Source organism: Amycolatopsis sp. cg13 (assembly GCF_041346965.1).
In the GTDB taxonomy this organism is placed as follows: domain Bacteria; phylum Actinomycetota; class Actinomycetes; order Mycobacteriales; family Pseudonocardiaceae; genus Amycolatopsis.
Window position 1 is genome coordinate 8,893,420 of record NZ_CP166848.1, and the last position, 25,391, is coordinate 8,918,810.

Here is a 25,391-nt window from a genome sequence, read left to right on the forward strand (position 1 = left end):
CTCCGACCATGGGAAATCCCCCGGCACAGGTCGTCATCGCGGTGACGCTGGTGCTGCTCGCGGGCGTGTTCGCCGCCGCGGACGCCGCCGTCGGCACGGTGTCGCAAGCCAGGGTCGACGGCCTCGTCCGCGCCGGCCGCGTCGGAGCCCGCCAGCTCGCCGCGGTCGTCGCCGAACGCCGCAGGCACATCAACCTGCTGCTCCTGCTGCGGCTCGTCTGCGAGCTCACCGCCACGGTGCTGGTCACCGTGTCCTTCGTCGCCTGGTTCGACCGGCTGTGGCTCGCGATCCTGGTGTCGGCGGTCGTGATGGTCGTGGTCAGCTACGTCATCATCGGCGTCGGCCCGCGCACCATCGGCCGCCAGCACCCGTACCGCGTCGGCATGATCGTCGCCGGACCGGTCCGCGCTCTCGGCACGGTCCTCGGCCCGCTGTCGCGGCTGCTGATCGTGCTCGGCAACGCGATCACCCCCGGCCGCGGCTTCCGCGAAGGCCCGTTCACCTCCGAAGTCGAACTGCGCGAACTGGTCGACCTCGCCCAGGAACGCGGCGTCGTCGAGGACTCCGAACGCGAGATGATCCACTCGGTGTTCGAGCTCGGCGACACCGTCGCCCGCGAGGTCATGGTGCCGCGCACCGAAATCGTGTGGATCGAGCGCACCAAGACCGTCCGCCAAGCCCTCGCGCTCGCGCTGCGCACCGGTTTCACCCGCGTTCCGGTGATCGACGATTCGGTGGACGACATCGTCGGCGTGGCCAACATCAAAGACCTGATGTCCGAGTACATGGGCCCGGACGGGCCGAGCACGGTCGTCGACGCGGTGATGAACCCGGCGAGCTTCGTGCCCGACTCGAAGCGGCTCGACGAGCTGCTCAAGGAAATGCAGCGCACGCACAACCACATGGCGATCGCGGTGGACGAGTACGGCGGCACCGCCGGCCTGCTCACCATCGAGGACATCCTCGAGGAGATCGTCGGCGAGATCACCGACGAGTCCGACGCCGACGAGCGCCCCGAGGTCGAGGAATTGGAAGACGGCTCGGTCCGGGTGTCGTCCCGGCTCGGCGTCGACGACCTCGGCGAAATGTTCGGCATCGACCTCGAAGACCACGACGTGGAGACCGTGGGCGGGCTGCTCGCCGAGCGACTGGGTAGGGTCCCGCTGCCGGGGGCCGAAGCCGAGGTCGCCGGTCTTCGGCTGTTCGCCGAAGGGGGCAAGGACCGCCGCGGCCGGATGCGCATCACGTCCGTGGTCGTCCGGCCGTCCTCCGCGCGCCCGCGCACCCGCCCGCCCCAGCCGCAAGAGCACGACAGGAGAGTCGAACATGCCTGACCTCGACGCCGAGGACCAGAAACTGGTCACGCTGGCCCGTTCGGCCCGCGCGCGCACCGGCGCCGCGGAAGGCGCCGCGGTCCGCGACAGCGACGGCCGCACCTACGCCGCCGCCACCGTCGACCAGCCGTCGTTCAAGCTCACCGCTGTGCAGGCCGCCGTCGCCGCCGCGCTCTCCAGCGGTGCCGAAGGCCTCGAAGCCGCCGCTGTCGTGACCGCGGACGCGCTCGTCGCCGAGGCGTCCGTGCACGCGGTCCGCGACGTGTCCAGCGCCGCGCCGATCGTTTTCGCCGATCCGTCGGGCGCCGTGGTCGAGGTGCTGCACTCGTGACCGAGCCGCACCGTTCCGGATTCGCCTGCTTCGTCGGCCGCCCCAACGCGGGCAAATCGACGCTCACCAACGCGCTCGTCGGCACGAAGGTCGCGATCACCTCCAGCAAGCCGCAGACCACCCGGCACGCCATCCGCGGCATCGTCCACCGCGACGACGCGCAGCTGGTGATCATCGACACGCCCGGCCTGCACCGTCCGCGCACGCTGCTCGGCCAGCGGCTCAACGACGTCGTGCACGAGACCTGGTCCGAAGTGGACGTCGTCGGGTTCTGCGTGCCCGCCAACGAGAAAATCGGCCCCGGCGACCGGTTCATCGCGGCCGAGCTGAAGAAGATCGCCCGGCGCACCCCGGTGATCGGCGTCGTCACCAAGACCGACCTGGTGAAGCCGGAACAGATCGCCGAGCAGCTGGTCGCGCTGCAAGAGGTGATGGAGTTCGCCGACCTCGTGCCGGTGTCCGCTGTGGACGGTTTCCAGGTGCAGACGGTCGCCGACCTGCTGGTGCAGCGGCTGCCCGAAGGGCCGCAGCTGTACCCGGGCGGCGAACTCACCGACGAGCCCGAGCAGACCCTCGTCGCCGAGCTGATCCGCGAGGCCGCGCTCGAAGGCGTCCGCGACGAACTGCCGCACTCCATCGCGGTGACCGTCGAGGAAATGATCCCGCGCGAAGACCGCGACGACCTTATCGACATCCACGCGCTGCTGTACGTGGAACGCCCCAGCCAGAAGGGGATCATCCTCGGGCACAAGGGCGAACGGCTGCGCGAGGTCGGCGCGACCGCGCGCAAGCACATCGAACGGCTGCTGGGCACGAAGGTCTATCTCGACCTGCACATCAAGGTGGCCAAGGACTGGCAGCGGGACCCGAAGCAGCTGCGCCGGCTCGGTTTCTGACCGGTTCCCGTCGTGTCCGGCGGCGCGGGCAGGTAGCGTCAGGCCGAACCGTATCCGATTTGTCCAGGGGGACCGCATGACCGGCCCGTATCCGCCGCAGGGCCCGTACCCTCCGTCGTACGGCTACCCGCCGCAGTACCCGCCGCCGCCGGACAGCAACCTGGTGTGGGCGATCCTCGCGACCGTGTTCTGCTGCCTGCCGCTGGGGATCGTCGCGATCGTCAAGGCCAGCCAGGTGAACACCTTGTGGTACCAGGGATACGCGGCCGAAGCGCACCGCGCGGCGGACGAGGCGCGCAAGTGGGCGATGTGGTCGGCGCTCAGCATCGCCATCCTGATCGGGCTGTACGTGCTCGTCGCGCTCGTCGTCCTGCTGATCGCCGGAAACGTGCTCTGGTTCCATTGAGCACCGTCTACACTGGACAGCCGGCGCGCGGAACCCGTGCGGTGGCAAGGGCTCTCGCCGGTCCCGCGGCCGCGGCGGGCGGGATCGGCCTGGCGTGCGTCGCGGTGTGGTTCGGCGATCCGACCACGCCCGGCGGCCCGCTTCCGGTGTGCCCGACGAAGCTGCTTTTCGGGATCGACTGCCCCGGCTGCGGCGGGATGCGGATGGCCTACAGCGTGCTGCACGGCGATTTTTCCGCCGCACTGCACTACAACGCGGTGGCTTTGGTGTTCGTCGCGCTGTTCGCGTGGAGCGGTCTCGTGTGGACGATGGGACGGCTGCGCGGCGCGCCGATGCGGTCCTGGCTGCACTGGCGCTGGACGCCGCACGTCGTCGCGGTCGTGTTCGTCTTGTGGTTCGTGGCGCGCAACATTCCGCTCGCGCCGTTCACCGGCCTGTCCGTCTGAGTTGGCCCCGTTTTCGCTTGGTCCGGGGCCGTCGCGTCCCACGCGTGACCTGATGCGGACACCTGCTCGGCCCATCCCGGTTGGACGAGGTACGCTCCCGCGCACTGACGTGTCCACCGCGGCCACCGTCAGCGCTCGCCTGCCGAGACCACGAACGAGGGGGACACTCGATGACCTATCCCTACGGCCAGCCCGGCGGCCCGCCTCAAGGCGGACCGTCGTTCGGCGCGCCGCCGGGACAGCAGGCACCGGGCTACCCCCAGCCGTACGGCCCCGCCCGGGTCTACGCGGACTGGGGCCAGCGCGCCGGCGCCTACCTCATCGACTTCGCCCCGTTCCTGGCCGGGATCCTGATCGCGGTGCTCGTGTCGCTGGTGTCGGGCGTCGCGGGCACGATCGTCTACCTGCTGGCGATTCTCGGCAATCTCGCCTGGACAGTCTTCAACCGCTGGATCAACGGCGGCAACACCGGCCAATCGCTGGGCAAGCGGATCGTCGGCATCAAACTCGTCAGCGAGGCCACCGGCGAGCCGATCGGGGCCGGGATGGCGTTCGTCCGCGACGTCGCGCACGCGCTGGACAGCATGGCGTTCGCGCTCGGTTTCCTGTGGCCGCTGTGGGACGACAAGGCGCAGACGTTCTCGGACAAGATTCTCAGCACGATCGTGGTGCCCGCGGAGCCCGCGCCTTCGGGTGCGCCGGGCGCGGGATTCGGGCAGCAGAGCGGATTTCCCGGTCAGCCCGGCGGATTCGGGCAGCCTGGCGGTTTCGCGGGAGCCGCTCCGGGATTCGGTCAGCCGGGCGGGTTCCCCGGACAGCCGGGCGCCGCGCCGGGGTTCGGTCAGCCGGTCTCGGGCGGGTTCCCCGCGCAGCCGAACGCCGGATTTCCCGCCGCACCAAGCGGATTCGGGGCTCCGCAACCGGGGTACGGCCAGCCGCCGGTCCCGGGAACCCCGCCGCAGCAAGGATTCGGGCAGCCGGGCGTCCCGCCGCAGCCCCCGTTCGGCCAGCCAGGCCAACCTCAGGCCGCGTTCGGCCAGCCAGTCCAACCGGGCCAGCCGCAGCCGGGATTCGCGCAGCCGCCCGCCGGAGCGTCTCCGCAGCAGCCGGGCCCCACGGCGTTCGAGCAGCCGGAGCCGACCCAGGTCGTGCGCCCGGCCGCACCTCAGCAGTCACCTTCCGAAGCGTTCGGCGCCGCCGAACGCACCCAGGTCGTGAAGCCGGCAGCCGAGCCGGAAGCGACGCAGATGATCAAGCCGGAGACACCGGAGCCCGGTCCGGCACAGTCCTGATCCGCACCGGATCACGGTAAGCACGGTAAGCACGAGAAACTCGGGGGAACCCAGATGACCAATCCCTACGGCCAGCCGCAGCAGCCCCAGCAGCCCTACGGCGGCCAGCCGCAGCAGCCCTACGGTCAGCAGCCGTACCCGCAGTCCGGCGCGACGCCCGCGCAGCCGTACCCGCAGCAGCCCTATGGCCAGCCCGCGCCGTACGGCCAGCCCGCTTACGGCGGCCAGCCCGGCGGCGACATGAGCGCCATCAAGGACTACAAGGGCTGGGCGATCGGCTGCATCTTCCTGATGTGGATCATCGCGATCTTCGCGATCATGAAGTCGAACGAAGTCCAGACGTACAAGATGCAGGGCAACTACGCGATGGCCCAGCAGTCGTCGCAGACGACGCGCACGCTGTGCCTCGTCGCCACCATCATCGGCGCGCTCGGCTGGGTGTTCGCGATCATCATGATCATCATCAGCCTCGTGGCCGCGTCCGAGGTGCACAGCTACTACTGCACCGGCAGCTACTGCTGAACCAGGGTGTCCCGCCCCGGCATCGACGGCGAAGTGCGACGATGTCGGGGTGGTGAACCTCTACCGCGACACCGGGGTGGTGCTGCGCACGCACAAGCTGGGCGAGGCCGACCGGATCGTCACCCTGCTCACGCGGCGGCACGGCAAGGTCCGGGCCGTCGCGAAGGGCGTGCGGCGCACGTCGTCGCGCTTCGGGGCGCGGCTGGAGCCGTTCGGGCACGTGGACGTGCAGTTCTATCCCGGACGGTCGCTCGACGTCATCACCCAGGTCGAGACCGTCGACGCGTTCGCCCTGCCGCTGGTGGCCGACTACCAGCGCTACACCGCGGCGTCCGCGATCGCGGAAACCGCGGACCGGCTCTCAGCTGAAGAGGGCGAACCGGTTCTGAAGCTGTACCTGCTGGTCGTAGGCGCTTTACGAGCCCTCGCTGGCGGGCAGCGAGACGCGTCGCTGGTGCTCGACGCGTTCTTCCTCCGGGCCATGGCCTACGCGGGCTGGGCCCCGGCGATCACCGAATGCGCCCGCTGCGGCCTGCCCGGCCCGCACGCCGCGTTCAACGTCGCCGCGGGCGGCTCGATGTGCCCGGACTGCCGCATCGCCGGTTCCGTGCATCCCTCGCCCGAGGTGCTGACCCTGCTGGACGCGCTGCTGCAGGGGGAGTGGGCGGTCGCCGAATCGTCGCCCGGGATCACCCGCCGCGACGCGTCCGGCCTGGTCGCGGCGCATCTGCAGTGGCATCTGGAACGGCAGCTGCGGTCGCTTCCGCTCGTGGAGCGGCGTGCCCGGGAGGTTGCCGGGCCGGGCCCAGTAGGGTCGGCCGGGTAGAAAGTCCATTCTTCAGGAGGCCGCGAGTGCTGCGCAGGGGACGGGAGACCCGCTCGGCGGGGTACGAGCAGCGGGAGCCGGAGCCGCACCCCTCGGGCGCGAAACCGCCGGAAATCCCGCCGGACCTGGTGCCGAAGCACGTCGCGCTCGTCATGGACGGCAACGGCCGCTGGGCCAACCAGCGCGGCCTGCCGCGGATCGAGGGCCACAAGCGCGGCGAGGCCGTGATGATCGACGTCGCGAGCGGCGCGGTCGAAATCGGCGTGAAGTGGCTGTCGGTGTACGCGTTCTCGACGGAGAACTGGAAGCGCAGCCCCGAGGAAGTGCGCTTCCTGATGGGCTTCAACCGCGACACCATCCGCCGCCAGGTCGACTACCTGGGTTCGATCGGCGTGCGCATCCGCTGGGCCGGGCGGCGGCCGAAGCTGTGGGCCAGCGTGATCAAGGAACTGCAGATCGCCGAAGAGAAGACCAAGAACAACACCAAGCTCAACATGACGATGTGCGTCAACTACGGCGGCCGTGCCGAGCTGGGCGACGCGATGCGCCGGATCGGCCAGGACGTCGCGGCGGGGAAGATCAACCCGGACAAGATCGACGAGCGCACCATCGGGAAGTACCTGTACCAGCCGGAAATGCCGGACGTCGACCTGTTCCTGCGGCCCTCAGGGGAGCAGCGGACGTCGAACTTCCTGGTGTGGCAGTCGGCGTACGCGGAGATGGTCTACCAGGACACGCTTTTCCCGGATTTCGACCGGACGCACCTGTGGCAGGCGTGCCTCGACTTCGCCAAGCGCGACCGCCGGTTCGGCGGCGCGGTGGACCAGGCAGGGAGCACGAAATGAGCACCGCGGAAGCCGCCGAGACCGGAGCGCTGCTCACCCGTGCGCGCGAGGCGCTGGAACGGTACCTGGAAGTCCACGTCGACGACGACGGCGCGATCACGTTTTCCCACGCGGACGTCCCGTGCGTCATCCAGGCGACCCGCCTCGCCGACGGCTTGACGGTCCTCAGCCTGACCTGCGTGGTGGCCTGGGACCTGCCCGACGACCCGTCCCTGGCGGTCGCGGTCGCGGAGCGGGCCGGGCAGGGGTTGTTCGGGACTCTGGGCGTCGGCCACACCGAGCGCGGGGTCGACGTGACGTTGCGGTACGCGTTCCCGGCGGAGGGGATGGATCCGTCGCCGTTGGGGACTTTGCTGATGCTGGTGGTTTCTACTGCTTCGCAGCTTCGGACTGAGTTGCCTGGGGTAGAGGCCTGAACCGGGTTCCTGGCTGAGCGCTGGCGTGTTGCCTTGCTTGAGCCGGACTCTGGCTGGGCGGCGTGTTGCTTGAGATAGCGGCCTGAGCTGGTTTCTGTTTCCTGACCAGGCTTGGCGCGCGGCTCGGCTGTGTGCCGCCGTGTCCGAGTCGTCGTGGTTCGGCCGATCTCGGTGTCCGCGCTGTTGCCTAGCCTGCTCGGTCGTCGCGGACCAGCGGCGGCTCGCTGCCTGAGCGCCTTGGTCGCCCACCCCTTCTGTCCAAGCTGTTCCACCCGCCCCCATTCCCGCGCCACCCGCCCGATTCCGCCCCTTCCTCCCTCCCAATCGAGTGACATTCACGCAAAACCGGCGCGAGGGGACCCCTCGCGACACCTGCGGCTGGGGTTCTGTCGGACCCGGCTGGCATCATCGCCTTCGTGGAAACCCTTTCCAACAACGCCGCCGAGGAGCGCCCCCGCACGCGGCGGTTCCGAATCAGCTCCATCGAGATCCTGTGCGCCGTCTTGCTCGTGGCTGTCCTCGCGCAAAGCAAGCTCCAGGACCTCTTCGACGTGCCCGCGCTGCGCACCGGGTCCACCGTGTTCGTCGCGGTGTGCGTGCAAGCGTTGCCGTTTCTCGTGCTCGGCGTGCTGATCAGCGGCGCCATCGCCGCCTTCGTGCCCGCCCGTGCGCTGGAACGGGTGCTGCCGAAGAGGGCGTCAGCCGCGGTCGGCGTCGCCGGGCTGGCCGGAGTCGCCTTGCCCGGCTGCGAATGCGCGTCGGTCCCGGTCGCGCGGCGATTGATCGGCCAAGGCGTCGCGCCCGCCGCCGCGCTCACCTTCCTGCTCGCCGCGCCCGCGGTGAACCCGGTGGTGCTGGTCGCCACCGCGGTCGCCTTCCCCGGCCGCCCGGAAATGGTCTTCGCGCGGTTCGCCGGATCGCTCGCCACCGCGATGGTGATGGGCTGGATCTGGGCCCGCTGGGGCAAACTCTCGTGGATCACCGAACGTGCGCTGCGCCGCCTGCCCGACGTCCAGCCAGGACAGCGATGGCGCGTCTTCGCCGAAACCGCCCGCACCGATCTCGTGGAGGCCGGCGGATTCCTCGTCCTCGGCGCGCTGATTTCCGCGTCCCTCAACGTTCTCGTGCCCGCGAAGTGGTTCGAAGTGTTGTCCGGGCAGATAATCGTCGGCGTCGTAGTGATGGCGGTTCTGGCCGTAGTCCTCGCGCTGTGCAGCGAGGCCGATGCCTTCGTCGCCGCTTCGCTCACCGCTGTGCCGTTGCTGCCGAAACTGGTGTTCCTGGTGGTCGGCCCCGCCGTCGACGTCAAGCTTTTCGCCTTGCAGACAGGCACTTTCGGCCGATCCTTCGCCGCACGGTTCGCCCCGGTCACCTTCGTGGTGGCGATCGCCTGCGGCACCATCGCGGGCGTGATCTTCCTCGGAGGAGTCCGATGAGGCGCGAAACCCAAAACGTCCTGCTGATCCTGCTCGGCGGCGCCCTGGTGAAGATCGCCCTCAACGGCGACTACCTGCGCTACGTAAAACCAGCCCAGCAACCATGGATCATCGCCGGCGGCGCAGTGATGCTGGTGCTAGGCGCGACAGCCATCGTCCGCGACATCACGGCCGCACGCGCCGCGGCGAAAGCAGCCCAAGAATCCGAAGCGGACCCGGAACATCCAGACGCACACGGCCACCACCATCACCCCGCGCGTTCAGCCTGGCTGCTGGTCGTCCCGGTACTAGCGGTATTTCTGGTCGCCCCGCCCGCTCTCGGCGCGGATTCGGTCACCCGCACCGAAGCCCGCCTGCCCGCCAGCGCCGCGACCACGTCCGCGGCCGCGTTCCCGCCGCTCCCCGCCGGAGCAGTCGTGCCCATGGCGATGAACGAGGTAGTCACGCGCGCGGGCTGGGACGCCAACGGCACCATGAACGGACGCACTGTCGAAGTCTCCGGATTCGTCGTCCACACCGGAGGCCAAACCCTGTTGGCCCGCCTGGTGATCAGCTGCTGCGCGGCCGACGCGGCCCCCGTCACCGTGCACCTCAAGGGCGGCGGCGCCGACCGCTTCCCGAGCGACACCTGGCTGCGCGTCGCGGGCCAGATCGTCCCGGGCACCGCGACCGAGGCCAACAGCTACACGCCGGACCTGGTCCCGGCGACAGTCGAACGGATCACCGCGCCGAAGGACCCGTATGAGTACTGAAGGGAGCGATATCCCCGACCCCTCGGGCGCGACCGCCTCGGAACGCGGACCGCCGCGCCCACCCGCCCGGTGCACCTGAGCCAGTCGGCTGATCCCGGAGCGGTTCCGGTCCCGCGTGCCCACTCAAGCCCGTGCCGCTTGAGAAGGCCGCAAACGGAACCTGACCGCGATCGGTCCGAGTAGCTCAGAGTTGCGAAACCCCTGCGGCCAGACAGCCACGCAGCGGCACGGCTTGCCCGCCCCGGCCAGCCTCAGAGCAGGTCGCGGCCCGGAAGAGGGTCAGCTCGCGTGCTCGGCGCAGGTGCCGGTGATCTCCACGGTGTGGCTGATCTCGGTGAACCCGTGGTCCGCCGCGATTTTCTCCGCCCAGCGTTCCACCGCGGGACCCTCGACCTCCACCGTGCGCCCGCACACGCGGCACACGAGGTGATGGTGGTGGTGCGACGAGCAGCGGCGGTAGATCGCCTCGCCGGAGTCGGTGCGCAGCACGTCGATCTCGCCCGCTTCGGAGAGCGACTGGAGCGTCCGGTAGACGGTGGTCAGGCCGATGCCGTCGCCGCGCTTGCGGAGTTCGTCGTGCAGCTCCTGGGCCGAGCGGAAGTCGTCGACGGTGCTGAGCAGGTCGACCACCGCCGCACGCTGCTTCGTGGAGCGCCGGCCGGGCACCGGGACCGGCTTGGGGATCGAGGACATCGTCACTTCCCTTCCTGCACGTGGGCGACCGCGTCGACGACGATGTGCGCCAGGTGATCGTCCACCAGCCGGTAGACGACCTCGCGACCGCGCCGCTCGCCCTGCACCACGCCCGCCGTCTTGAGGACGCGCAGGTGCTGGCTGATCAACGGCTGGGCGACGTCGAGTTCGTCCACGAGCTCGTGCACGCACCGGTCCGCCTCCCGCAACTGGAGCACGATAGCGATCCGCACCGGAGCGGCGAGCGCCCGGAGCAGTTCGCCCGCGTCCGCGAGCACCCCCGGGGGCAGGACCGCCGGTCCGGACGCGGCGGACCGGCCAGCCGAGCCGTCCGAACGGCCCGCGCCAACGGGATGCGGCGGGTCCGCGGGCGCTTCCGCCTGCCCGCCGCCGACCGCCTCGTCCGCGGGATCGGAGCCGGGCCCCGCCGATGGCTCGATGTCCTTGGCCACGGAATCTCGGACGTCTCGACTCGCTGCGGCCGTCTCGTCTGCCGCGGCGGGCTTCACAGACGCCTCGACGGCCGTGGTCGTGGCTGGGCGTGGTGTGGCTGTCTCGCCTGCAGCGGGCTCTGCGGACGCCTGGACGCTCGCGGCGGCGGCCGAGCTCGTGACTGGACGTGCTGCGACCGCCTTGTTCGCGGCAGCGGGCTTCGTGGACGCCTCGGCGCTCGTGGTGGGGTCCGTGGCTGGGGGCGGTGAGGCTGCCCTGTCTGCGGCAGCGGACTCAGCGGACGTCTCGGCGCTTGCAGCCGAGTCCGTGGCCGGACGTGCTGCGGCTGTCTCGCCCTCGGCGGGATTCTTCACTGAGGCCTCGACGTTCCTGGTCGTTGCCGGATCCGGGCCTGCCGAGCTTGCCTCGGCTGCCACGACCGGGTGGATGTGTGGTGCGGATGCCTCGGCGCTCTCGACCGTCGCGGAACCCGGAGCGACTGAACTCGCTCCGGCGGAATCTGCCTCAGCGGAACCCGCTCCGGCGGAACCCAGAGCGACTGAACCCGCCCCGGCGGAACCTGCCCCAGCGGAACCTGCTCCGGCAGGACTTGCCCCGGCGGAACCCGCCCCAGCGGAACTCGACGAACCCGGAGACCCGGCCCCCAGGCCGTCGGACAAGGCGCTCGAAGGTGCCGATGTCATCGCTGCCTCCACTCGCGTCCCGCCGCCCGTCTCGGCCGCGGCCTCCCGCGCACGGCGACGGCGTGAACCGTGGCCTGCCGGGGGGCGGCGTTTCCGAAGCCGGATGTCATTGCCGATAACCGTCGCCGCCATCGTAGTGTTCCCTTCCCCGGGCCCGGTGATCGCCGGGTCGCGCGGGGACTAGCCTTCCGCGTGACCCGATCGGGTGAGTTCGGGAAGATTTGGCTTGTCGGCTTCGCAAGTCGTGGCGGACGGTGCAAGGTTGTCGCGGGGGCGTTTCGTCGCGTCTCGTACAGTGGCGGATCGCTCGGGGTTGCCGGAGGGCAGTGGGGAGACATGACTCGTTTCGTGACGAAGGCCGCGGTGGCGGCCCTGGTGGCACTTCCCGCCCTGGCTCCGGCCGCCGCGGCGCAGACTCCGGCCGGGCAGGCCGTCGACGAGAAGACCGGGCCGGTGTCGTTCGCCAACGTGGCGTCGGTCCGCCTCGGCGGCGACCCGCAGCACGGCGGCGCGCTGATCACCGAGACCCAGCGGTCCCCGCTCACCCCCGGCCAGTCGCAGCTCGGCACGGACCGCGTGGCGGTGCCGAAGAACGACGGCGAGCGCAACACCTTCGGCCCGAACTACGAGATCGACCTCGGCAAATACGGAGACAGCTCGGCGAGCCCGTACCCGGCGGGCATCGCGAGCCGCGACCACCAGGTCGTCGCCGCGCTGCAGACCACGCACGTGCCCACCGCGGTCGCGGAGACCAACTACGCGCTGCGCGACAACGGCCGCAAGAAGCCCAAAGCGCTCGACAACACGATGCTGGTCCTCGAGGGCGCGCGCAGCTCGGTCGACTGCTCCGGTCCCGGCAAGGCCACCGGCTCCACCACGGCCGCCCGCGTCTGGGTGCGCGGCGAGGACGACGCGCTGAAGCAGGTCGCGATGCCCGCCAACGGGACGCTCAGCGTCACCGGCCTCAAGATGGGCTCGCCCACGAGCGTGCCGCAGAGCGACCCCGGCAAGACCGTCTCCGACATCGTCGTGTCCCGCATTTCCTCCTTCGACCAGCTGATCAAGCAGGACGGCTGGCGCTCCGGCGACGTCACCGCGCAGGCGGGCTGGCGCGTCGAGATCACCACGCACGCGCGCGACGCCAAGGACACCAAGCTGAGCGACGTGCAGACCACCATGGTGCTCGGCGGCGTCAGCTGCTCGATCCCGAAGAACTTCGTCGCCGCGGCGGGCAACGGCTCGGGCAGCGGCGCCACCGTGCAGCAGCCGTCGGTGCCCACCGAGGTCCCGGCCGGCTACCTCGGCGCCGCGGCCTCCGCGCCGTCCGACGACCTGCGACTGCCGCTCGGCTTCGGCCTGCTCGGCGGCGGGCTGCTCTTCGGGGCCGTCGCGATCGTCCTCGGCCGGCGCCGTGCGGCGGCGCGGGTCGTGCGCACCCGCGGCGAATAGGCCGTGCCGCGCACCGTGCTGACGGTCGTGTCGGCGGTGATCGCCGTCCTCGCGATCGCGGCCGGCGTGATCGTCCTGACCTGGGTGCCCGCCCCGGACCAGACCGTCGTGGCCGACCCGCCGCCCGGCTCGCTGCCGGGCGAGGACGGCGCGCCCGCCGAACTGCCCTCGGACGGCCAGGCGATCGGCCTGCAACGCCCCGGCAGCATCCGGCTGCCCGACGGCTCCGAGGCCCGGCTGAAGCGCACCGAGATCACCCAGAAAGGCATCCTGCCGATCCCGCGCGGCCTCAGCGACGCCGCGTGGTGGGGTGCCCGGCTCGGCGCGCAGCAAGGCGCGGCGGTGCTGTCCGGGCACGTCAACTGGGCCGGCGCGAAGGGACCCTTCGACGACCTGTGGCGCGTCCACACCGGCGACAACGTCAGCATCGTCGACGCTTCCGGCGGCCGCTGGCTCTACCGCGTCACCGGCGCGACCACGATCCCGAAGGAACAGCTGCCGGCGCAGGCCCCCGGCTGGTTCGCCCAGACCGGCCCGCACCGCCTGGTCCTGGTCACCTGCGGCGGCGACTACGTCGGCGGCACCGAGGGCTACGACGAGAACCGGATCGTCACGGCGGACCTGGTATCCCGTCCGGACTGAACCGGCCGGCCCGCGCCGCTCAGGGACGGCGTCCGCGCGACGGGTTCCGTCATCCGAAAACGCCCGCGGACACCAAGGCCGCGAAGAAACCCGCAACCCCGCCGAAAATCCCTGCAACCCCTTTGCCGTCCCGCCGCATGTCTCCCCGGAGAAACCTCCAGACCAGGGAGCACGATGCAGGGGACACAGGCCCAACCAGCACGCAAACGCGGCGCACTGATCGTCGCGGCGGCCGTCGCGGTCGTGGCAGCCGTCATCGCCGCGGTGCTGATTTTCTTCACCGGCAACGACAACGCCGCGCAGCCGCAGCAGCAGACCGGCACCGCGCAGGTCGGCAGCGGCCAAGCCGGAAGCAGTCAAGCCGGGAACACCCAGCCGGACCCCGGGCAGACTCCCGGCACCGTCAAGCTGCCCGGCGGCGGGCAGGCGAAGCTGATCGCCGAGGAGGTCGGCGCGGACGGCGCGCTGCCGATCCCGAAGAGTCTCGGCGAAGCGGCCTGGTGGGGATCCGGCGTCGGAGCCGCGCAGGGCGTCACCCTGTTGTCCGGGCACGTCAACTGGGCCGGCAAGACCGGTCCGTTCCAGGAGCTCTGGCGGATGAAACCGGGCCAGGTCGTCACTGTCACCGACGCCGCGGGCAAGCAGTGGGAGTACAAGATCGACGAGGCGCGCACGATCCACAAATCGGATCTCGCCGCCGAATCCGCGAAACTCTTCGACCCCGACGGCCCGCACCGGCTGGTGCTCGTCACGTGCGGCGGCGACTACGTGGGCGGCCAGGAGGGCTACGACGACAACCGGGTCGTGACGGCCTCGCCGGTCACCCGTTCGTGACCTCCGACCTGCGCGGAGGCTCCGGGGCCCGGCCGGATACGCTGGACCTTCCGATAACTGTCCCCGCATGCGTCCGGAGCGTGGAGTGCCCGCCAACAAAATCGAAACCGTCGTCAGTCTGTGCAAGCGCCGTGGCTTCGTCTTCCCGTCGGGAGAGATCTACGGCGGCACCAGGTCGGCGTGGGACTACGGGCCGCTCGGCGTCGAGCTGAAGGACAACATCAAGCGCCAGTGGTGGAAGACCGTCGTGCAGGGCCGCGAGGACGTGGTCGGCATCGATTCCTCGGTCATCCTGCCGCGCCAGGTGTGGGTCGCCTCGGGGCACGTGAACGTGTTCACCGACCCGCTGATCGAGTGCCTTTCGTGCCACAAGCGGTTCCGTGCCGACCAGCTCGCCGAGGACTTCGAGGCGCGCACCGGCAAGACCACGACCGAGGACGACCTGTCCGAGGTGCCGTGCCCGAACTGCGGCACCCGCGGCAAGTACACCGAGCCGCGCGACTTCAACATGATGCTGAAGACGCACCTCGGCCCGGTCGAGACCGAAGAAGGCCTCGCCTACCTCCGCCCGGAGACGGCGCAGGGCATCTTCGTCAACTTCCTCAACGTGCAGACCGCGTCGCGCAAGAAGCCGCCGTTCGGCATCGGCCAGGTCGGCAAGTCCTTCCGCAACGAGATCACGCCGGGCAACTTCATCTTCCGCACGCGCGAGTTCGAGCAGATGGAGATGGAGTTCTTCGTCGAGCCGGGCGAGGACGAGACCTGGCACCAGTACTGGATCGACGCGCGCACCGAGTGGTACAAGGACCTCGGCATCAAGGCCGAGAACCTGCGCCACTTCGAGCACCCGAAGGAAAAGCTCTCGCACTACGCGAAGCGCACCGTCGACATCGAGTACCGGTTCGCGTTCAACGCCGGGCAGGAGTGGGGCGAACTGGAAGGCATCGCCAACCGCACCGACTTCGACCTGACCACGCACTCGAACCACTCGGGCGTGGACCTGTCGTTCTTCGACCAGGCCTCGGGCCAGCGCTACCGCCCGTTCGTGATCGAGCCGGCCGCGGGCGTGGGCCGGTCGATGATGGCGTTCCTGGTCGACGCGTACGACGAGGAAGAGGTGCCGAACGCCAAGGGCGGCACCGACAAGCGCACCGTGCTGCACCTCGACCCGCGGCTCGCGCCGTTCAAGGCCGCGGTGCTGCCGCTGTCGCGCAACGCCGACCTGTCGCCGAAGGCGCGCGACCTGGCCGCGCGGCTGCGCAAGCACTGGAACGTCGACTTCGACGACGCCCAGGCGATCGGCCGCCGCTACCGCCGCCAGGACGAGATCGGCACGCCGTACTGCGTCACGGTCGACTTCGACACGCTCGAGGACAACGCGGTGACGGTTCGCGAGCGGGACAGCATGAGCCAGGAGCGGATTTCGATCGACCAGGTCGAGTCGTACCTGGCCGGTCGGCTGCTCGGCTGCTGACCGGCGCGAAAGCCCTTCTGGACGGCCCTTTCCCGCACTGCGGGGGAGGGCCGTCCGGCTTTGTCGCGCGACGCCGAAGCGCAACCAGGTCGAGTCGTACCTGGCCGGTCGCCTGCTCGGCTGCTGACCAACGCGAAAACCCTTCCGGACGGCCTTTCCCGCACCGCGGGGGAAGGGCCGTCCGGCATTCAACCCGGGTCACCCCTGACACCTGTCACGGTCGGGTCGTGACGCTCGGCCTGCGTACCGGCCCCCGAAGCGCGGCAGGCTTCAAGCCATGGACAACACACAGGAAATCGCGGCGGGGGCGGCGATCCGGCTGGGCGGGATCGCGAAGCGCTACGGCGACGTGCGCGCGGTCAAGCGAGTCGACCTGACCATCGCGCCGGGGGAAGTGGTGGCGCTGCTCGGGCCCAACGGGGCGGGCAAATCGACCACCGTCGACATGATTCTGGGGCTCACCACCCCCGACGAGGGCACCGTTTCGGTGTTCGGCCAGACGCCCGCCGACGCGGTGCGCGCCGGGATGATCGGGGCGATGCTGCAGGGCGGCACGCTGCTGGACGACCTGACTGTGCGCGAAACCGTCGGTCTCGTCGCGAAACTGCACCGCCGTCCGATGCCGGTGCGGGACGCGTTGCGCAGCGCGGGCGTCGAGGACATCGCCGACCGGCGGGCCAACAAGCTTTCCGGCGGCCAAAAACAACGCGTGCGATTCGCGGTCGCGCTGGTGTCCGACCCGGATCTGCTCGTGCTCGACGAGCCGACCGCGGCGATGGACGTCGGCAGCAGGCGCGAGTTCTGGAAGTCGATGTACTCCTTCACTGATACCGGCCGCACCGTGCTCTTCGCGACCCATTACCTCGAAGAGGCCGAGGAATTCGCCGATCGGGTGGTGCTGATGCGCGCCGGGGAGATCGTCGCCGACGGGTCCGTCGCGGAGGTCCGCGCGCTCGCCGGGGGCCGCACGATCCGCGCGGTGCTTCCGGCCGGGGTCAGCGACCAGCTGGTCTCGACGCTGCCCGCGGTCACTTCCTTCGAACTGCGCGGCGAACGCGTCGCACTGTCCAGTTCGGACTCCGACACCACCCTGCGCGCCTTGCTCGCCGCCGTTCCGGCCGTGCGCGACATCGAGATCGGCGCGGTCGGCCTCGAAGGCGCGTTCCTTTCCCTGACCTCCGACGAGACGGAAGAAGCAGTCCGATGAATCCCGCCTACCTGGTCGTCGAAACCCGCAGGCTGTTCCGCTCGCCGCGGTTCCTGATCTTCGTCGTGGCCTTCCCGGTCGTCATGTTCCTGTTGCAGGCCACGGTGTTCACCGACAAGTCCGCGCCGGACCACGTCGCGGTCGCGGGCGTGCTCATGGTCAACATGATGACGTTCGGCACCTTCGCCGCGGCCACCACGAACGGCGCCCGCCTCGCGATCGAGCGGGCCGGCGGCTGGCAGCGGCAGCTGCGGCTGACCCCGCTGTCGGGTGCGGGCTACCTCGGCGGCAAAGCGCTTTCCGGGATGCTCGCCGGGCTGCCCGCGCTGATCCTGGTCCCGGCCATCGCGGCCTTCTCCCAGGGCGTGCACCTCGACCCGGCGGGCTGGCTGCGTGTCTTCCTCGGCATTTTCCTCGGCACGATTCCGCTGGTGCTGCTCGGACTGCTGCTGGGCCAGTTCGGCACGCCGGAGTCGATGCAGCCGATCAGCATGATCGTGACGCTGGGCATCGGGTTCCTCGGCGGGCTGTGGATCCCGCTGGAGGGCATGCCGTCCTGGATGCACGACGTCGCGCAGATCATGCCGACCTACTGGGTCCTCGGGCTGGCCCGGCCAGCGGTGACGAATCAGCTGCTGGTGAGCCTGCCGACGGCGGTCGGCGTGCTGGGCGCGTGGACGCTGGCGCTCGGGATTGTCGTGGTCAGGCGATACCGTAAGGACAGCGCTCGGGTTTGACCGGGCGGGGAGGGGACAGGAACGTGTGGCCACTCGGCCGAGAGGCGACGACCGGCAAGCCGGCCTCGCCCGGATACTCGCTCAAGGACCGGGCGGCGTGGTGGGACGACCCGGTGCCGGGAGGGCGGCGCGGGCCGGGCAAGCCGGGCTGGGCGATCTTCTCGGCGGCGTTCCTGCTGCCCTTCCTGATCCCGGCGACCCGGGGACTGGTCGTGGACCCCGGACCGCTGTGGGCGCGGATTCTGCTCGGCGTCACGATCTACGCCTACGCCGCTTGCTACGGGGTGTTCCCCGCGCTGTTCGGCAAGCCGCGGCGGATGAAACTCTGGTTCGGCGGGGTCATGCTGGTGCTGGGCCTGCTGAGCGCGCTGCTCACCGACGCCAGTCCGTACGTCCTGCTCTATGCCACCGCGACGCTGGCCTTCCTGTTCCCGCCGGCCTGGGCGGTCATCTTCGACGGATCGGCGCTCGGCCTGCTGGTGCTGGTGCTGTATCTGCGAGGGGACCTGGCGGACCGGATCAACGACGTGACCACGGTCGCCTCGGTCACGCTGGCGATGTTCTTCATGTCCAACCTGATCCGGGCGATCCGGCGGCTGGAGCTGGCGAACAAGGAAATCGCGACGCTGGCGGTCGCCACCGAACGCGAGCGGGTCGCCCGCGATCTGCACGATCTGCTCGGGCACAGCCTCACCACGATCACGGTGAAGTCCGGGCTGGCGCGGAGGGTGCTGGAAAGCTCCGGCGACATCGACCGCGCGGTGCAGGAGATCCGCGAGGTGGAAGGGCTGAGCCGCTCCGCGCTGTCTGACGTGCGGGCGACAGTGACCGAGTACCGGGAAGTGTCGCTGCCCGCGGAGATCGCGGGGGCGCGGGCGGCGTTGCGCGCGGCGGAGATCGAGGCCGAGCTGCCGCACGCGGTGGACAACGTGCGGGCGGAGCTGCACAGCACGTTCGGCTACGTGCTGCGCGAGGCGATCACCAACGTGCTGCGGCATTCCGGGGCGAAGGCGGTCAAGGTGCGGCTGGGCCGCGACTGGCTGGAGATCGAGGACAACGGCTGTGCCTCGGCGGACGTCACGCCGGGCAACGGGCTGCGGGGATTGTCCGAACGGCTGGGCGCGGTCGGGGGCACGTTGACGACGCGGGTGCGGCCCGGGGGAGGATGGGTCGTCCGGGCCGAGGCCCCGGAGCCGAGCCCGGACGGATCCGCCGTCGCGGTGCGGGCCGAACCCGCTGGAGGACTGGCGTGATCCGGGTGCTGCTGGCCGACGACCAGGCGATGGTGCGCGGGGCGCTGGCCACCGTGCTCGGCCTGGAAGCCGACATCGAGGTCGTGGGCCAGGTCGGCAGCGGCGACGAGGTGGTGGCCGCGGCGAAGGAAACGGCGCCGGACGTCGCGCTGCTCGACGTGCAGATGCCCGGCATGGACGGCCTCACCGCGGCGGCCGAGCTGAAAACCGCGCTGCCGGCGTGCCGGGTGATCATCTGCACGACGTTCGGCCGCCCCGGCTACCTGGCCCGGGCGATGGCGGCGGGCGCGGCCGGGTTCGTGGTGAAGGACGCGCCGCCGGAGCAGCTCGTCGAGGCGGTGCGTCGAGTCCACAGTGGACTGCGGGTGGTCGATCCGGCGCTGGCCGCGGAATCGCTCGCCACCGGGACGAGCCCGCTGACCGCCCGAGAGCGCGACGTGCTCAGCGCGGCCAAGGACGGAAGTACGGTCGCGGACATCGCGAAATCCCTTTTCCTGTCCGACGGAACGGTGCGCAACCACCTGTCGTCGGCGATCGGGAAGACCGGCGCGCGCACCCGCGCGGAAGCGGTGCGGCTGTCCGAGGAACGCGGCTGGCTCTAGCCCAGGCGTCGCGCCAAAGCGCCCCGATGAGGTTTTCTGGCGCTCCTGCCTGCTTTGTGGGTAGTCGGCGTGGCTTGGGGAGCGGGGTGTCGGCGGTGCGCAGGTCTTTGCTGTCGATGGGCTTGGCGCGCGGGGAGCGCGAAGCTGTCCGGTCCGTCTGGGCGCGGCTTCCCGCGGACGTACGTGAGGGGAACCCTGAGGGAATCTGATTCCCTCAGGGTTCCCCTCACGGCCTTTCGCCTCCGCTGCGAAGCCTGAGCGGGGTGCCTTCCCGCCGCCCGGGGAAGGCTCTGCGAGGATGTCCGCCATGGATGCGTGGACGGGACCCACCGCGGGAAACTGGGTGCGCCGCATCGTTTTCGGTGTGGTGCTGGCCCTCGTCGCGGTTATCGGCGGCACCGCGTTCCGGGTGTGGCAGGTCGCGCGCGAGAACGACCGGACGCCGGCGGACGCGATCGTCGTGCTGGGCGCCGCGCAGTACAACGGCAAGCCCTCCGAAATCTTCACCGCCCGGCTGGAGAAAGCGCGCCAGCTCTACGCCGAGGGTGTCTCGAAGACCGTCATCACCGCTGGCGGCAAGAAGACCCGCGACAACTTCACCGAGGCGACGGCGGGCGCGCGGTGGCTGACCAAACACGGCGTGCCGCAATCCGCGACGTTGCCGGTCGGCGAGGGCAATGACACCCTCCGCAGCCTCCGCGCCGTAGCCGATCAGGTGAAGGCGCGCGGCTGGCGTTCGGTGGTGCTGGTCAGCGATCCGTGGCATTCCTACCGGTCGCGGACGATGTCCGAGGACCTCGGGCTGGAGGCGTGGACCGCGCCGACGCACAGCGGGCCGATCGTGCAGGAGCGGTCGACGCAGGTCCGCTACATCTTCCGCGAAACCGGCGCGCTGCTGTTCTACGAGCTCACCAAGTCGCCCGCGGACGACTTGTTCGGCACGACGATGGGCTGAATTGTCGGTCCCCGCGCCTAAGCTGACGGGGTGAGTGACGGCTACCGCGAGCACGACCGCGCCCGCGTGCTGGCCGAGGAACCCAAGGGCGCGGCGCTGTCCGGCGCGCGGCCGGACGGGCGCAGCGCGTTCGCCCGCGACCGCGCGCGGGTGCTGCATTCCGCCGCGTTGCGCAGGCTGGCGGGCAAAACCCAGGTGGTCGGGCCTGGCGAGGGCGCGGAGGTCAGCGGCGCGCCGCGGACGCGGCTCACGCATTCGCTGGAGGTCGCGCAGATCGGCCGCGGCATCGCCGAGGAGCTGGGCGCCGACCCGGACCTGGTCGACACCGCGGGGCTGGCGCACGACATCGGGCACCCGCCGTTCGGCCACAACGGCGAACGCGCGCTCGACCAGGCGGCGCAAGCCTGCGGCGGATTCGAGGGCAACGCGCAGACGCTGCGCATCCTCACCCGGCTGGAGCCCAAGGCGGTCGGCCCGGACGGCGCGACGGCCGGGCTGAACCTCACCCGGGCGTGTCTCGACGCCGCCACGAAGTACCCGTGGCCGCGCCGGTCCGGGGAGCCGAAATACGGCGTGTACCCGGACGACATCACGGTGTTCGGCTGGATCCGCGAGGGCGCGCCGGGCCTTCGCCGGTGCCTGGAAGCGCAGATCATGGACTGGGCGGACGACGTGGCCTATTCGGTGCACGACGTCGAGGACGGGGTGCTCGCCGGCCGGATCCGGTTGCGGCTGCTGGCCGATCCGGAGGAACGCGCGGCGGTCGCCGAGGCCGCGTCCCGGCATTTCTCCACGCTCTCGGTGTCCACTTTGGAGGGTGCGGCGAAGGAACTGCTCGACCTGCCGGTGGTCGACGGGCTGGTGCGCGCGGAGCCGGACGGTTCGCTGCGCGCGCAGGTCGCGCTCAAGCGGCTCACCAGCGAACTCGTCGGCCGGTTCGCCTCGGCCGCGGTCACCGGCACCCGCGCGGGCTACGGCGAGGGTCCGCTCACCCGGTACGCGGCGCGGCTGGCGGTGCCGGAGCAGGTCGGGGCGGAGGTGGCGTTGCTCAAGGCGCTGGCGCTGCGGTACGTGATGAGCGATCGCCGCCGGCTGGCGATGCAGGACGGGCAGCGGGAGGTCATCACCGAGCTGGTGGCGGCGTTGTGCAGGCGCGCGCCCGAGGCGCTGGACCCGTTGCTGGTGCCGGCGTGGGACGCGGCAGCGGACGACGCGGCGCGGTTGCGAGTAGTGGTGGACCAGGTGGCATCGCTCACCGACGCGCAGGCGTACGAATGGCATCGATGGCACACCGGACGGCACGGAACGGCGCCGCCTGCCGAACCGTGAGCCGCGGAACCACCCGTTCCGGTACGGTCGCCGCATGGCCCTGGACAGCCACCTCACCTTCACCCTGGCGTTGCACGGTGCGACCGCGCCCCCGGGAACTGACGCGTGCTTCTCGCCCTACTCGGCGGCGAGCGCGCTCGGTCTAGCCGAACAGGCCGCGCGCGGACGCACCGCGGAAGAACTGGCCGCCGTGCTCGGCCGCGACCAGAGCGGGCTGCTCCACGCCGCGGCCGAGCTGGGCGACAAGGCCCAGCTGGCCGTCGCGAACACGCTCTGGGCCTCGGATCTGATCACCGTCGAGGACAGCTTCCAGGCCGCACTCGTGCGCTGGCCCGGCGGCAAAGCCGAGACCGCGCCGTTCAAAACCGACCCCGAGGGCGCGCGCGAGCGGATCAACGCCGACGTGGACCAGACCACTCACGGGCTGATCCCGGAGCTGCTGCCCGAAGGCGCGATCCACCCGGACACACGCGCCAGCCTGGTCAACGCGCTCTACCTGAAAACCGCCTGGCGACACCCGTTCCCGGAGCACGCCACGGCGGACGCCGACTTCCACACCCCCGACGGCGTGCGTCAGGTGCCGACGATGCACCTGGACGAATCCGTCGGCTACGCGCACGAAAACGGCTGGCAGGTCGTCCGGCTGACGGCCGAGGGCGGCGTCGAGACGGTGATCCTGCTGCCGGACGGCGACCTCGACAGCGCCGAAGCCGCGCTCGACACGCAAGCGCTGCGCGGGCTGCTCGAAAGCCCGAAGCAGCAGAAGATCCAGCTCTCGCTGCCCAAGATCTCGCTCGACGCGCGCGCGGACCTCGAACGGGCGTTGCAGGGCCTCGGCGTGCGCGAGCTGTTCACCGACGACGCGGACCTCACCGGTCTCACGCCGGACCGTCCGCTGTGGGTGGATAGCATCCTGCACCAGGCCGTGCTGCGGCTGGACGAACAAGGCCTCGAAGGCGCCGCGGCCACCGCGATTCAGATGCGCACGCTGTCTCTGATCGCTGGCGACCCGCTCGAAGTCCGGGTCGACCGGCCGTTCCTGCTGCTGGTGCGCCACGCCGAAACCGGTGCGGTGTACTTCTTCGCCCGGGTGGTGCGCCCCGCGTGAGCGTGTTCCGGCCCGAAGCAAACCCCGAAGCGAAACCCGAAGCACCGCCTCGCGAACCCGGCGCGGCCGCTGTCGCCGCCGCCGAACCGCGGATGCGCCGGTCCTGGGCCGACGCCGGGATCATCGGCGCGTACCTGGCGTTCTCCGTGCTCCTGTTCGGCGGCCTGTGGGCCGACCTCGGCCAGGGCTACCTGTGGAACAGCGCGTCGGACCAGAACCTGTGGGAATGGTTCTTCGCGGTCACCGCGAAATCGGTGCAGCACCTGGAGAACCCGCTCACCAGCGGGCTGCAGAACTACCCGCTCGGCGTGAACATGATGGCCAACACGGCCATGCTGGGCCTGGGTATCCCGCTGACCCCGATCACGCTCGTCTTCGGCCCGACGGCCACCTGGGCGATCGCGCTCACCGGCAGCCTCGCCGGCAGCGCGGCGGCCTGGTACTGGGTGTTCTCGCGGCATCTCGTGCGGCACCGGGTGTCCGCGGCGATCGGCGGCGCGTTCGCCGGATTCGCGCCGCCGATGATCTCGCACGCCAACGCGCATCCGAACTTCGTCGCATGGTTCCTGCTGCCGTTCATCGCGCTCAAGGTGATCCAGCTGGCCCAGGGCCAGCGCCCGGTGCGCAACGGGATCTGGCTCGGCGTACTCACCGCGTACCAGATCTTCCTCGGCGAAGAGCCGCTGCTGATCTTCGCGCTCGGCTTCCTGATCTTCGCGGTCGCGTATTGCGTTTCGCGGCGGCGCGAGGTCAGGGCGATGGTGCGGCCGGTGCTGCTCGGCGGCGGCATCGCGGTGGTGCTGACGCTGGTGGTCGTCGCGTTCCCGTTGTGGTGGCAGTTCTTCGGCCCGGACAGCTACACCGGGCTGGAGCACGGCCAGGTCGGCAACGACACCGCCGCGATGACCCGGTTCGCGACGCAGTCGGTGTCCGGGCAGCCGGAGGCGGCGGCCGCGGTGTCGCTGAACCGCACCGAGGAGAACGCGTTCTTCGGCTGGCCGCTGATCGTGCTGATGGTTGTGGTCACCGCGTGGCTGTGGCGCGAGGTCGTGGCCCGTTCGCTGGCGATCTCGATGTTCCTGATGGCCTGGCTCTCGCTCGGCTCCGAAATCACCGTGCTGCACGAGAACACCGGCGTGCCCGGCCCGTGGAAACTGCTGGCGGACCTGCCGTTGTTCGAATCGCTGCTGGAATCGCGGCTGGCGATGGCGTGTGTGCCCGCGATCGGCGCGCTGCTCGCGATCGCCACTGATCGCGTGTTCACCGCGGCCGGGAAGGGCGAGCTGAAGCTGCCGGTGCGGCTGATCTGGATCGGCGCGGTCGCGGCCGTGCTGCTGCCGGTCGCACCGACCCAGCTGCTCGTGCAGAAACGCCCGCCGACGCCCGCGTTCTTCGCCGACGGCACCTGGCAGATGTACGTCGCGCCCGGCGGGACCGTCGTGCCGGTGCCGCTGCCGAGTTCGGGGGAGTCGGAGCCGCTGCACTGGCAGATGGACGCCGGTCTGCAGTACGCGATGCCGGAGGGCTACTTCGTCGGTCCGCAGGGCCCGAACGACAAACGCGGCCGCTACGGCTCCTACCAGCGGCCGACCTCGACGCTGTTCGACCGGGTCCGGGACTCCAAACAGGCGCAGCCGATCACCGATGCCGACCGGGACCAGGCGATCGAGGATCTGCGCTACTGGAACGCCAGCGTCCTCGTGCTGATCCCGCGCGAGCACAGCGACGCCTACCGCACCACAGTCGACCTCCTGCTGCGCAAACCCGGGCAGTTCGTGGACGGCGTGTGGGTCTGGGATGTGCGCCCGATCACCGGGCATCGCTGACGCTGTCACATCCCGCGCGGCTGTCCCGTTCCTCCCTCGAACCACTCAGAAGGAGGACCCGACATGCCTCGTATCCCGGTCAAACGAGCCACTGACGGCGGCCCGGTGCTGAAGCTCTTCTACCGGATCGCCGGGAAGCGGTACGGCGCGGTGCCGGAGCCGATGGCCGTCGTGGCGCACCACCGCGGGCTGCTGCGGACCAGCATCGCGCACGAGCTGATGGCGGAGAAGGCGTCGAAGCACCTGCCCACAGGAGTGCGGGAACTCGCCGTGTACCGCGTCGCGACCCAGATCGGCTGCTCGTGGTGCGTCGACTTCGGCACGATGCTGCAGCGGCACGACGGCCTCGACATCGACCGGCTCAAGCACATCGACGAGTACGCGACGTCGCCGCTGTTCACCCGCCAGGAGCGGCTGGCGCTCGCGCTCGCGGACGCGATGTCCGGCCCGGCCGTCACGGTCACCGACGAGCAGATCGCCGAGCTGGTGGCCGAATTCGGCGAGAAGGGCGTGGTCGAGCTGACCTATCAGATCGGCCTGGAGAACTCGCGGGCGCGGATGAACAGCGCGCTCGGCATCGTCGACCAGGGCTTCACCTCAGGAGACGCCTGCCGCGTGCCGATCCCGTGACCGCCCGGCCCGGC

The 25,391-nt window shown here is 70.6% G+C and carries 27 protein-coding genes; 25 read left to right on the top strand and 2 right to left on the bottom strand.

What is annotated here, in order from left to right:
- The first annotated feature begins 8 nt into the window (after window positions 1-8).
- The 12 genes from AB5I40_RS41615 (at window position 9) to AB5I40_RS41670 (ending at window position 9,502) form a co-directional block, all read left to right on the top strand.
- Window positions 9-1,334, top strand: coding sequence for a hemolysin family protein (locus AB5I40_RS41615; RefSeq protein WP_370935685.1), 1,326 nt, complete (start codon window positions 9-11; stop codon window positions 1,332-1,334).
- Window positions 1,327-1,665 carry a cytidine deaminase gene (locus AB5I40_RS41620; protein ID WP_370935686.1) on the top strand — a complete coding sequence of 113 codons (339 nt, stop codon included), beginning with the start codon at window positions 1,327-1,329 and terminating at the stop codon, window positions 1,663-1,665. The genes AB5I40_RS41615 and AB5I40_RS41620 overlap by 8 nt, the downstream gene beginning before the upstream one ends.
- A complete protein-coding gene (gene era / locus AB5I40_RS41625) occupies window positions 1,662-2,561 on the top strand; it encodes a GTPase Era (protein ID WP_344283965.1) in 900 nt (299 codons plus the stop codon). The genes AB5I40_RS41620 and era overlap by 4 nt, the downstream gene beginning before the upstream one ends.
- Window positions 2,562-2,637: 76 nt before the next feature.
- The gene (locus AB5I40_RS41630; RefSeq protein ID WP_354736895.1) at window positions 2,638-2,967 is read left to right on the top strand and encodes a CD225/dispanin family protein; all 330 of its coding nucleotides are present in this window, start codon (window positions 2,638-2,640) and stop codon (window positions 2,965-2,967) included.
- The gene (locus AB5I40_RS41635; RefSeq protein WP_370935687.1) at window positions 2,964-3,413 is read left to right on the top strand and encodes a DUF2752 domain-containing protein; all 450 of its coding nucleotides are present in this window, start codon (window positions 2,964-2,966) and stop codon (window positions 3,411-3,413) included. The genes AB5I40_RS41630 and AB5I40_RS41635 overlap by 4 nt, the downstream gene beginning before the upstream one ends.
- A gap of 170 nt (window positions 3,414-3,583) precedes the next feature.
- Window positions 3,584-4,705, top strand: coding sequence for an RDD family protein (locus AB5I40_RS41640; protein ID WP_370935688.1), 1,122 nt, complete (start codon window positions 3,584-3,586; stop codon window positions 4,703-4,705).
- A gap of 54 nt (window positions 4,706-4,759) precedes the next feature.
- Window positions 4,760-5,227: a CD225/dispanin family protein gene (locus tag AB5I40_RS41645; protein WP_370935689.1), complete on the top strand. Its 468-nt coding sequence runs from the start codon at window positions 4,760-4,762 to the stop codon at window positions 5,225-5,227.
- Window positions 5,228-5,276: 49 nt separating this feature from the next.
- Window positions 5,277-6,053 carry a DNA repair protein RecO gene (gene recO / locus AB5I40_RS41650; protein ID WP_370935690.1) on the top strand — a complete coding sequence of 259 codons (777 nt, stop codon included), beginning with the start codon at window positions 5,277-5,279 and terminating at the stop codon, window positions 6,051-6,053.
- Window positions 6,054-6,079: 26 nt separating this feature from the next.
- On the top strand, window positions 6,080-6,898 hold the full coding sequence (locus AB5I40_RS41655; protein ID WP_370935691.1) for an isoprenyl transferase: 819 nt from the start codon (window positions 6,080-6,082) through the stop codon (window positions 6,896-6,898).
- Entirely contained in the window at window positions 6,895-7,314 is a 420-nt protein-coding gene (locus tag AB5I40_RS41660; RefSeq protein ID WP_370935692.1) for a hypothetical protein, read from the top strand. The genes AB5I40_RS41655 and AB5I40_RS41660 overlap by 4 nt, the downstream gene beginning before the upstream one ends.
- Before the next feature lie 416 nt (window positions 7,315-7,730).
- Entirely contained in the window at window positions 7,731-8,750 is a 1,020-nt protein-coding gene (locus AB5I40_RS41665; RefSeq protein ID WP_370935693.1) for a permease, read from the top strand.
- Window positions 8,747-9,502: a TIGR03943 family protein gene (locus tag AB5I40_RS41670; RefSeq protein WP_370935694.1), complete on the top strand. Its 756-nt coding sequence runs from the start codon at window positions 8,747-8,749 to the stop codon at window positions 9,500-9,502. The genes AB5I40_RS41665 and AB5I40_RS41670 overlap by 4 nt, the downstream gene beginning before the upstream one ends.
- 279 nt (window positions 9,503-9,781) lie before the next feature.
- Here the strand turns inward: AB5I40_RS41670 and AB5I40_RS41675 are convergent, their stop codons facing one another.
- Entirely contained in the window at window positions 9,782-10,195 is a 414-nt protein-coding gene (locus AB5I40_RS41675) for a Fur family transcriptional regulator (RefSeq protein ID WP_354736910.1), read from the bottom strand.
- 2 nt (window positions 10,196-10,197) lie between these two features.
- Entirely contained in the window at window positions 10,198-10,647 is a 450-nt protein-coding gene (locus tag AB5I40_RS41680) for an ArsR/SmtB family transcription factor (protein ID WP_370935695.1), read from the bottom strand.
- 1,020 nt (window positions 10,648-11,667) lie between these two features.
- On the opposite strand from AB5I40_RS41680, the gene AB5I40_RS41685 reads away from it, so the two are divergent.
- The 13 genes from AB5I40_RS41685 (at window position 11,668) to AB5I40_RS41745 (ending at window position 25,377) form a co-directional block, all read left to right on the top strand.
- Window positions 11,668-12,780: a hypothetical protein gene (locus tag AB5I40_RS41685; protein WP_370935696.1), complete on the top strand. Its 1,113-nt coding sequence runs from the start codon at window positions 11,668-11,670 to the stop codon at window positions 12,778-12,780.
- Window positions 12,781-12,783: 3 nt separating this feature from the next.
- Window positions 12,784-13,422, top strand: a complete 639-nt coding sequence (locus AB5I40_RS41690; protein ID WP_370935697.1) for a class F sortase — start codon at window positions 12,784-12,786, stop codon at window positions 13,420-13,422.
- 174 nt (window positions 13,423-13,596) lie between these two features.
- On the top strand, window positions 13,597-14,256 hold the full coding sequence (locus tag AB5I40_RS41695; RefSeq protein WP_370935698.1) for a class F sortase: 660 nt from the start codon (window positions 13,597-13,599) through the stop codon (window positions 14,254-14,256).
- Window positions 14,257-14,341: 85 nt separating this feature from the next.
- Window positions 14,342-15,730 carry a glycine--tRNA ligase gene (locus tag AB5I40_RS41700; protein WP_370935699.1) on the top strand — a complete coding sequence of 463 codons (1,389 nt, stop codon included), beginning with the start codon at window positions 14,342-14,344 and terminating at the stop codon, window positions 15,728-15,730.
- A 277-nt stretch (window positions 15,731-16,007) separates the two neighbouring features.
- The gene (locus AB5I40_RS41705; RefSeq protein ID WP_370935700.1) at window positions 16,008-16,937 is read left to right on the top strand and encodes an ABC transporter ATP-binding protein; all 930 of its coding nucleotides are present in this window, start codon (window positions 16,008-16,010) and stop codon (window positions 16,935-16,937) included.
- Window positions 16,934-17,674: an ABC transporter permease gene (locus AB5I40_RS41710; RefSeq protein WP_370935701.1), complete on the top strand. Its 741-nt coding sequence runs from the start codon at window positions 16,934-16,936 to the stop codon at window positions 17,672-17,674. The genes AB5I40_RS41705 and AB5I40_RS41710 overlap by 4 nt, the downstream gene beginning before the upstream one ends.
- A gap of 23 nt (window positions 17,675-17,697) precedes the next feature.
- Window positions 17,698-18,927, top strand: coding sequence for a sensor histidine kinase (locus AB5I40_RS41715; protein WP_370935702.1), 1,230 nt, complete (start codon window positions 17,698-17,700; stop codon window positions 18,925-18,927).
- The gene (locus AB5I40_RS41720; protein WP_370935703.1) at window positions 18,924-19,529 is read left to right on the top strand and encodes a response regulator; all 606 of its coding nucleotides are present in this window, start codon (window positions 18,924-18,926) and stop codon (window positions 19,527-19,529) included. Before AB5I40_RS41715 ends, AB5I40_RS41720 begins: the two co-directional genes overlap by 4 nt.
- 307 nt (window positions 19,530-19,836) lie before the next feature.
- The gene (locus AB5I40_RS41725; RefSeq protein WP_370935704.1) at window positions 19,837-20,484 is read left to right on the top strand and encodes a YdcF family protein; all 648 of its coding nucleotides are present in this window, start codon (window positions 19,837-19,839) and stop codon (window positions 20,482-20,484) included.
- A 30-nt stretch (window positions 20,485-20,514) separates the two neighbouring features.
- The gene (locus AB5I40_RS41730; RefSeq protein WP_370935705.1) at window positions 20,515-21,813 is read left to right on the top strand and encodes a deoxyguanosinetriphosphate triphosphohydrolase; all 1,299 of its coding nucleotides are present in this window, start codon (window positions 20,515-20,517) and stop codon (window positions 21,811-21,813) included.
- Between the two features lie 34 nt (window positions 21,814-21,847).
- Window positions 21,848-22,921 carry a serpin family protein gene (locus AB5I40_RS41735; protein ID WP_370935706.1) on the top strand — a complete coding sequence of 358 codons (1,074 nt, stop codon included), beginning with the start codon at window positions 21,848-21,850 and terminating at the stop codon, window positions 22,919-22,921.
- Window positions 22,922-23,013: 92 nt separating this feature from the next.
- Window positions 23,014-24,747: a glycosyl transferase gene (locus AB5I40_RS41740; protein WP_370940710.1), complete on the top strand. Its 1,734-nt coding sequence runs from the start codon at window positions 23,014-23,016 to the stop codon at window positions 24,745-24,747.
- A 63-nt stretch (window positions 24,748-24,810) separates the two neighbouring features.
- Window positions 24,811-25,377 carry a carboxymuconolactone decarboxylase family protein gene (locus AB5I40_RS41745; RefSeq protein WP_370935707.1) on the top strand — a complete coding sequence of 189 codons (567 nt, stop codon included), beginning with the start codon at window positions 24,811-24,813 and terminating at the stop codon, window positions 25,375-25,377.
- Window positions 25,378-25,391: the final 14 nt, after the last annotated feature.

Excerpts from the sequence above, each read along its gene's own strand:
- AB5I40_RS41630 (WP_354736895.1), top strand. The coding sequence starts at position 2,638 with ATGACCGGCCCGTATCCGCCGCAGGGCCCGTACCCTCCGTCGTACGGC.
- AB5I40_RS41660 (WP_370935692.1), top strand. The coding sequence starts at position 6,895 with ATGAGCACCGCGGAAGCCGCCGAGACCGGAGCGCTGCTCACCCGTGCG.
- AB5I40_RS41745 (WP_370935707.1), top strand. The coding sequence starts at position 24,811 with ATGCCTCGTATCCCGGTCAAACGAGCCACTGACGGCGGCCCGGTGCTG.
- AB5I40_RS41670 (WP_370935694.1), top strand. The coding sequence starts at position 8,747 with ATGAGGCGCGAAACCCAAAACGTCCTGCTGATCCTGCTCGGCGGCGCC.
- AB5I40_RS41645 (WP_370935689.1), top strand. The coding sequence starts at position 4,760 with ATGACCAATCCCTACGGCCAGCCGCAGCAGCCCCAGCAGCCCTACGGC.
- AB5I40_RS41695 (WP_370935698.1), top strand. The coding sequence starts at position 13,597 with ATGCAGGGGACACAGGCCCAACCAGCACGCAAACGCGGCGCACTGATC.
- AB5I40_RS41710 (WP_370935701.1), top strand. The coding sequence starts at position 16,934 with ATGAATCCCGCCTACCTGGTCGTCGAAACCCGCAGGCTGTTCCGCTCG.
- AB5I40_RS41685 (WP_370935696.1), top strand. The coding sequence starts at position 11,668 with ATGACTCGTTTCGTGACGAAGGCCGCGGTGGCGGCCCTGGTGGCACTT.
- AB5I40_RS41620 (WP_370935686.1), top strand. The coding sequence starts at position 1,327 with ATGCCTGACCTCGACGCCGAGGACCAGAAACTGGTCACGCTGGCCCGT.
- AB5I40_RS41705 (WP_370935700.1), top strand. The coding sequence starts at position 16,008 with ATGGACAACACACAGGAAATCGCGGCGGGGGCGGCGATCCGGCTGGGC.
- AB5I40_RS41640 (WP_370935688.1), top strand. The coding sequence starts at position 3,584 with ATGACCTATCCCTACGGCCAGCCCGGCGGCCCGCCTCAAGGCGGACCG.
- AB5I40_RS41725 (WP_370935704.1), top strand. The coding sequence starts at position 19,837 with ATGGATGCGTGGACGGGACCCACCGCGGGAAACTGGGTGCGCCGCATC.
- AB5I40_RS41675 (WP_354736910.1), bottom strand. The coding sequence starts at position 10,195 with ATGTCCTCGATCCCCAAGCCGGTCCCGGTGCCCGGCCGGCGCTCCACG.
- AB5I40_RS41735 (WP_370935706.1), top strand. The coding sequence starts at position 21,848 with ATGGCCCTGGACAGCCACCTCACCTTCACCCTGGCGTTGCACGGTGCG.
- AB5I40_RS41615 (WP_370935685.1), top strand. The coding sequence starts at position 9 with ATGGGAAATCCCCCGGCACAGGTCGTCATCGCGGTGACGCTGGTGCTG.
- AB5I40_RS41740 (WP_370940710.1), top strand. The coding sequence starts at position 23,014 with ATGCGCCGGTCCTGGGCCGACGCCGGGATCATCGGCGCGTACCTGGCG.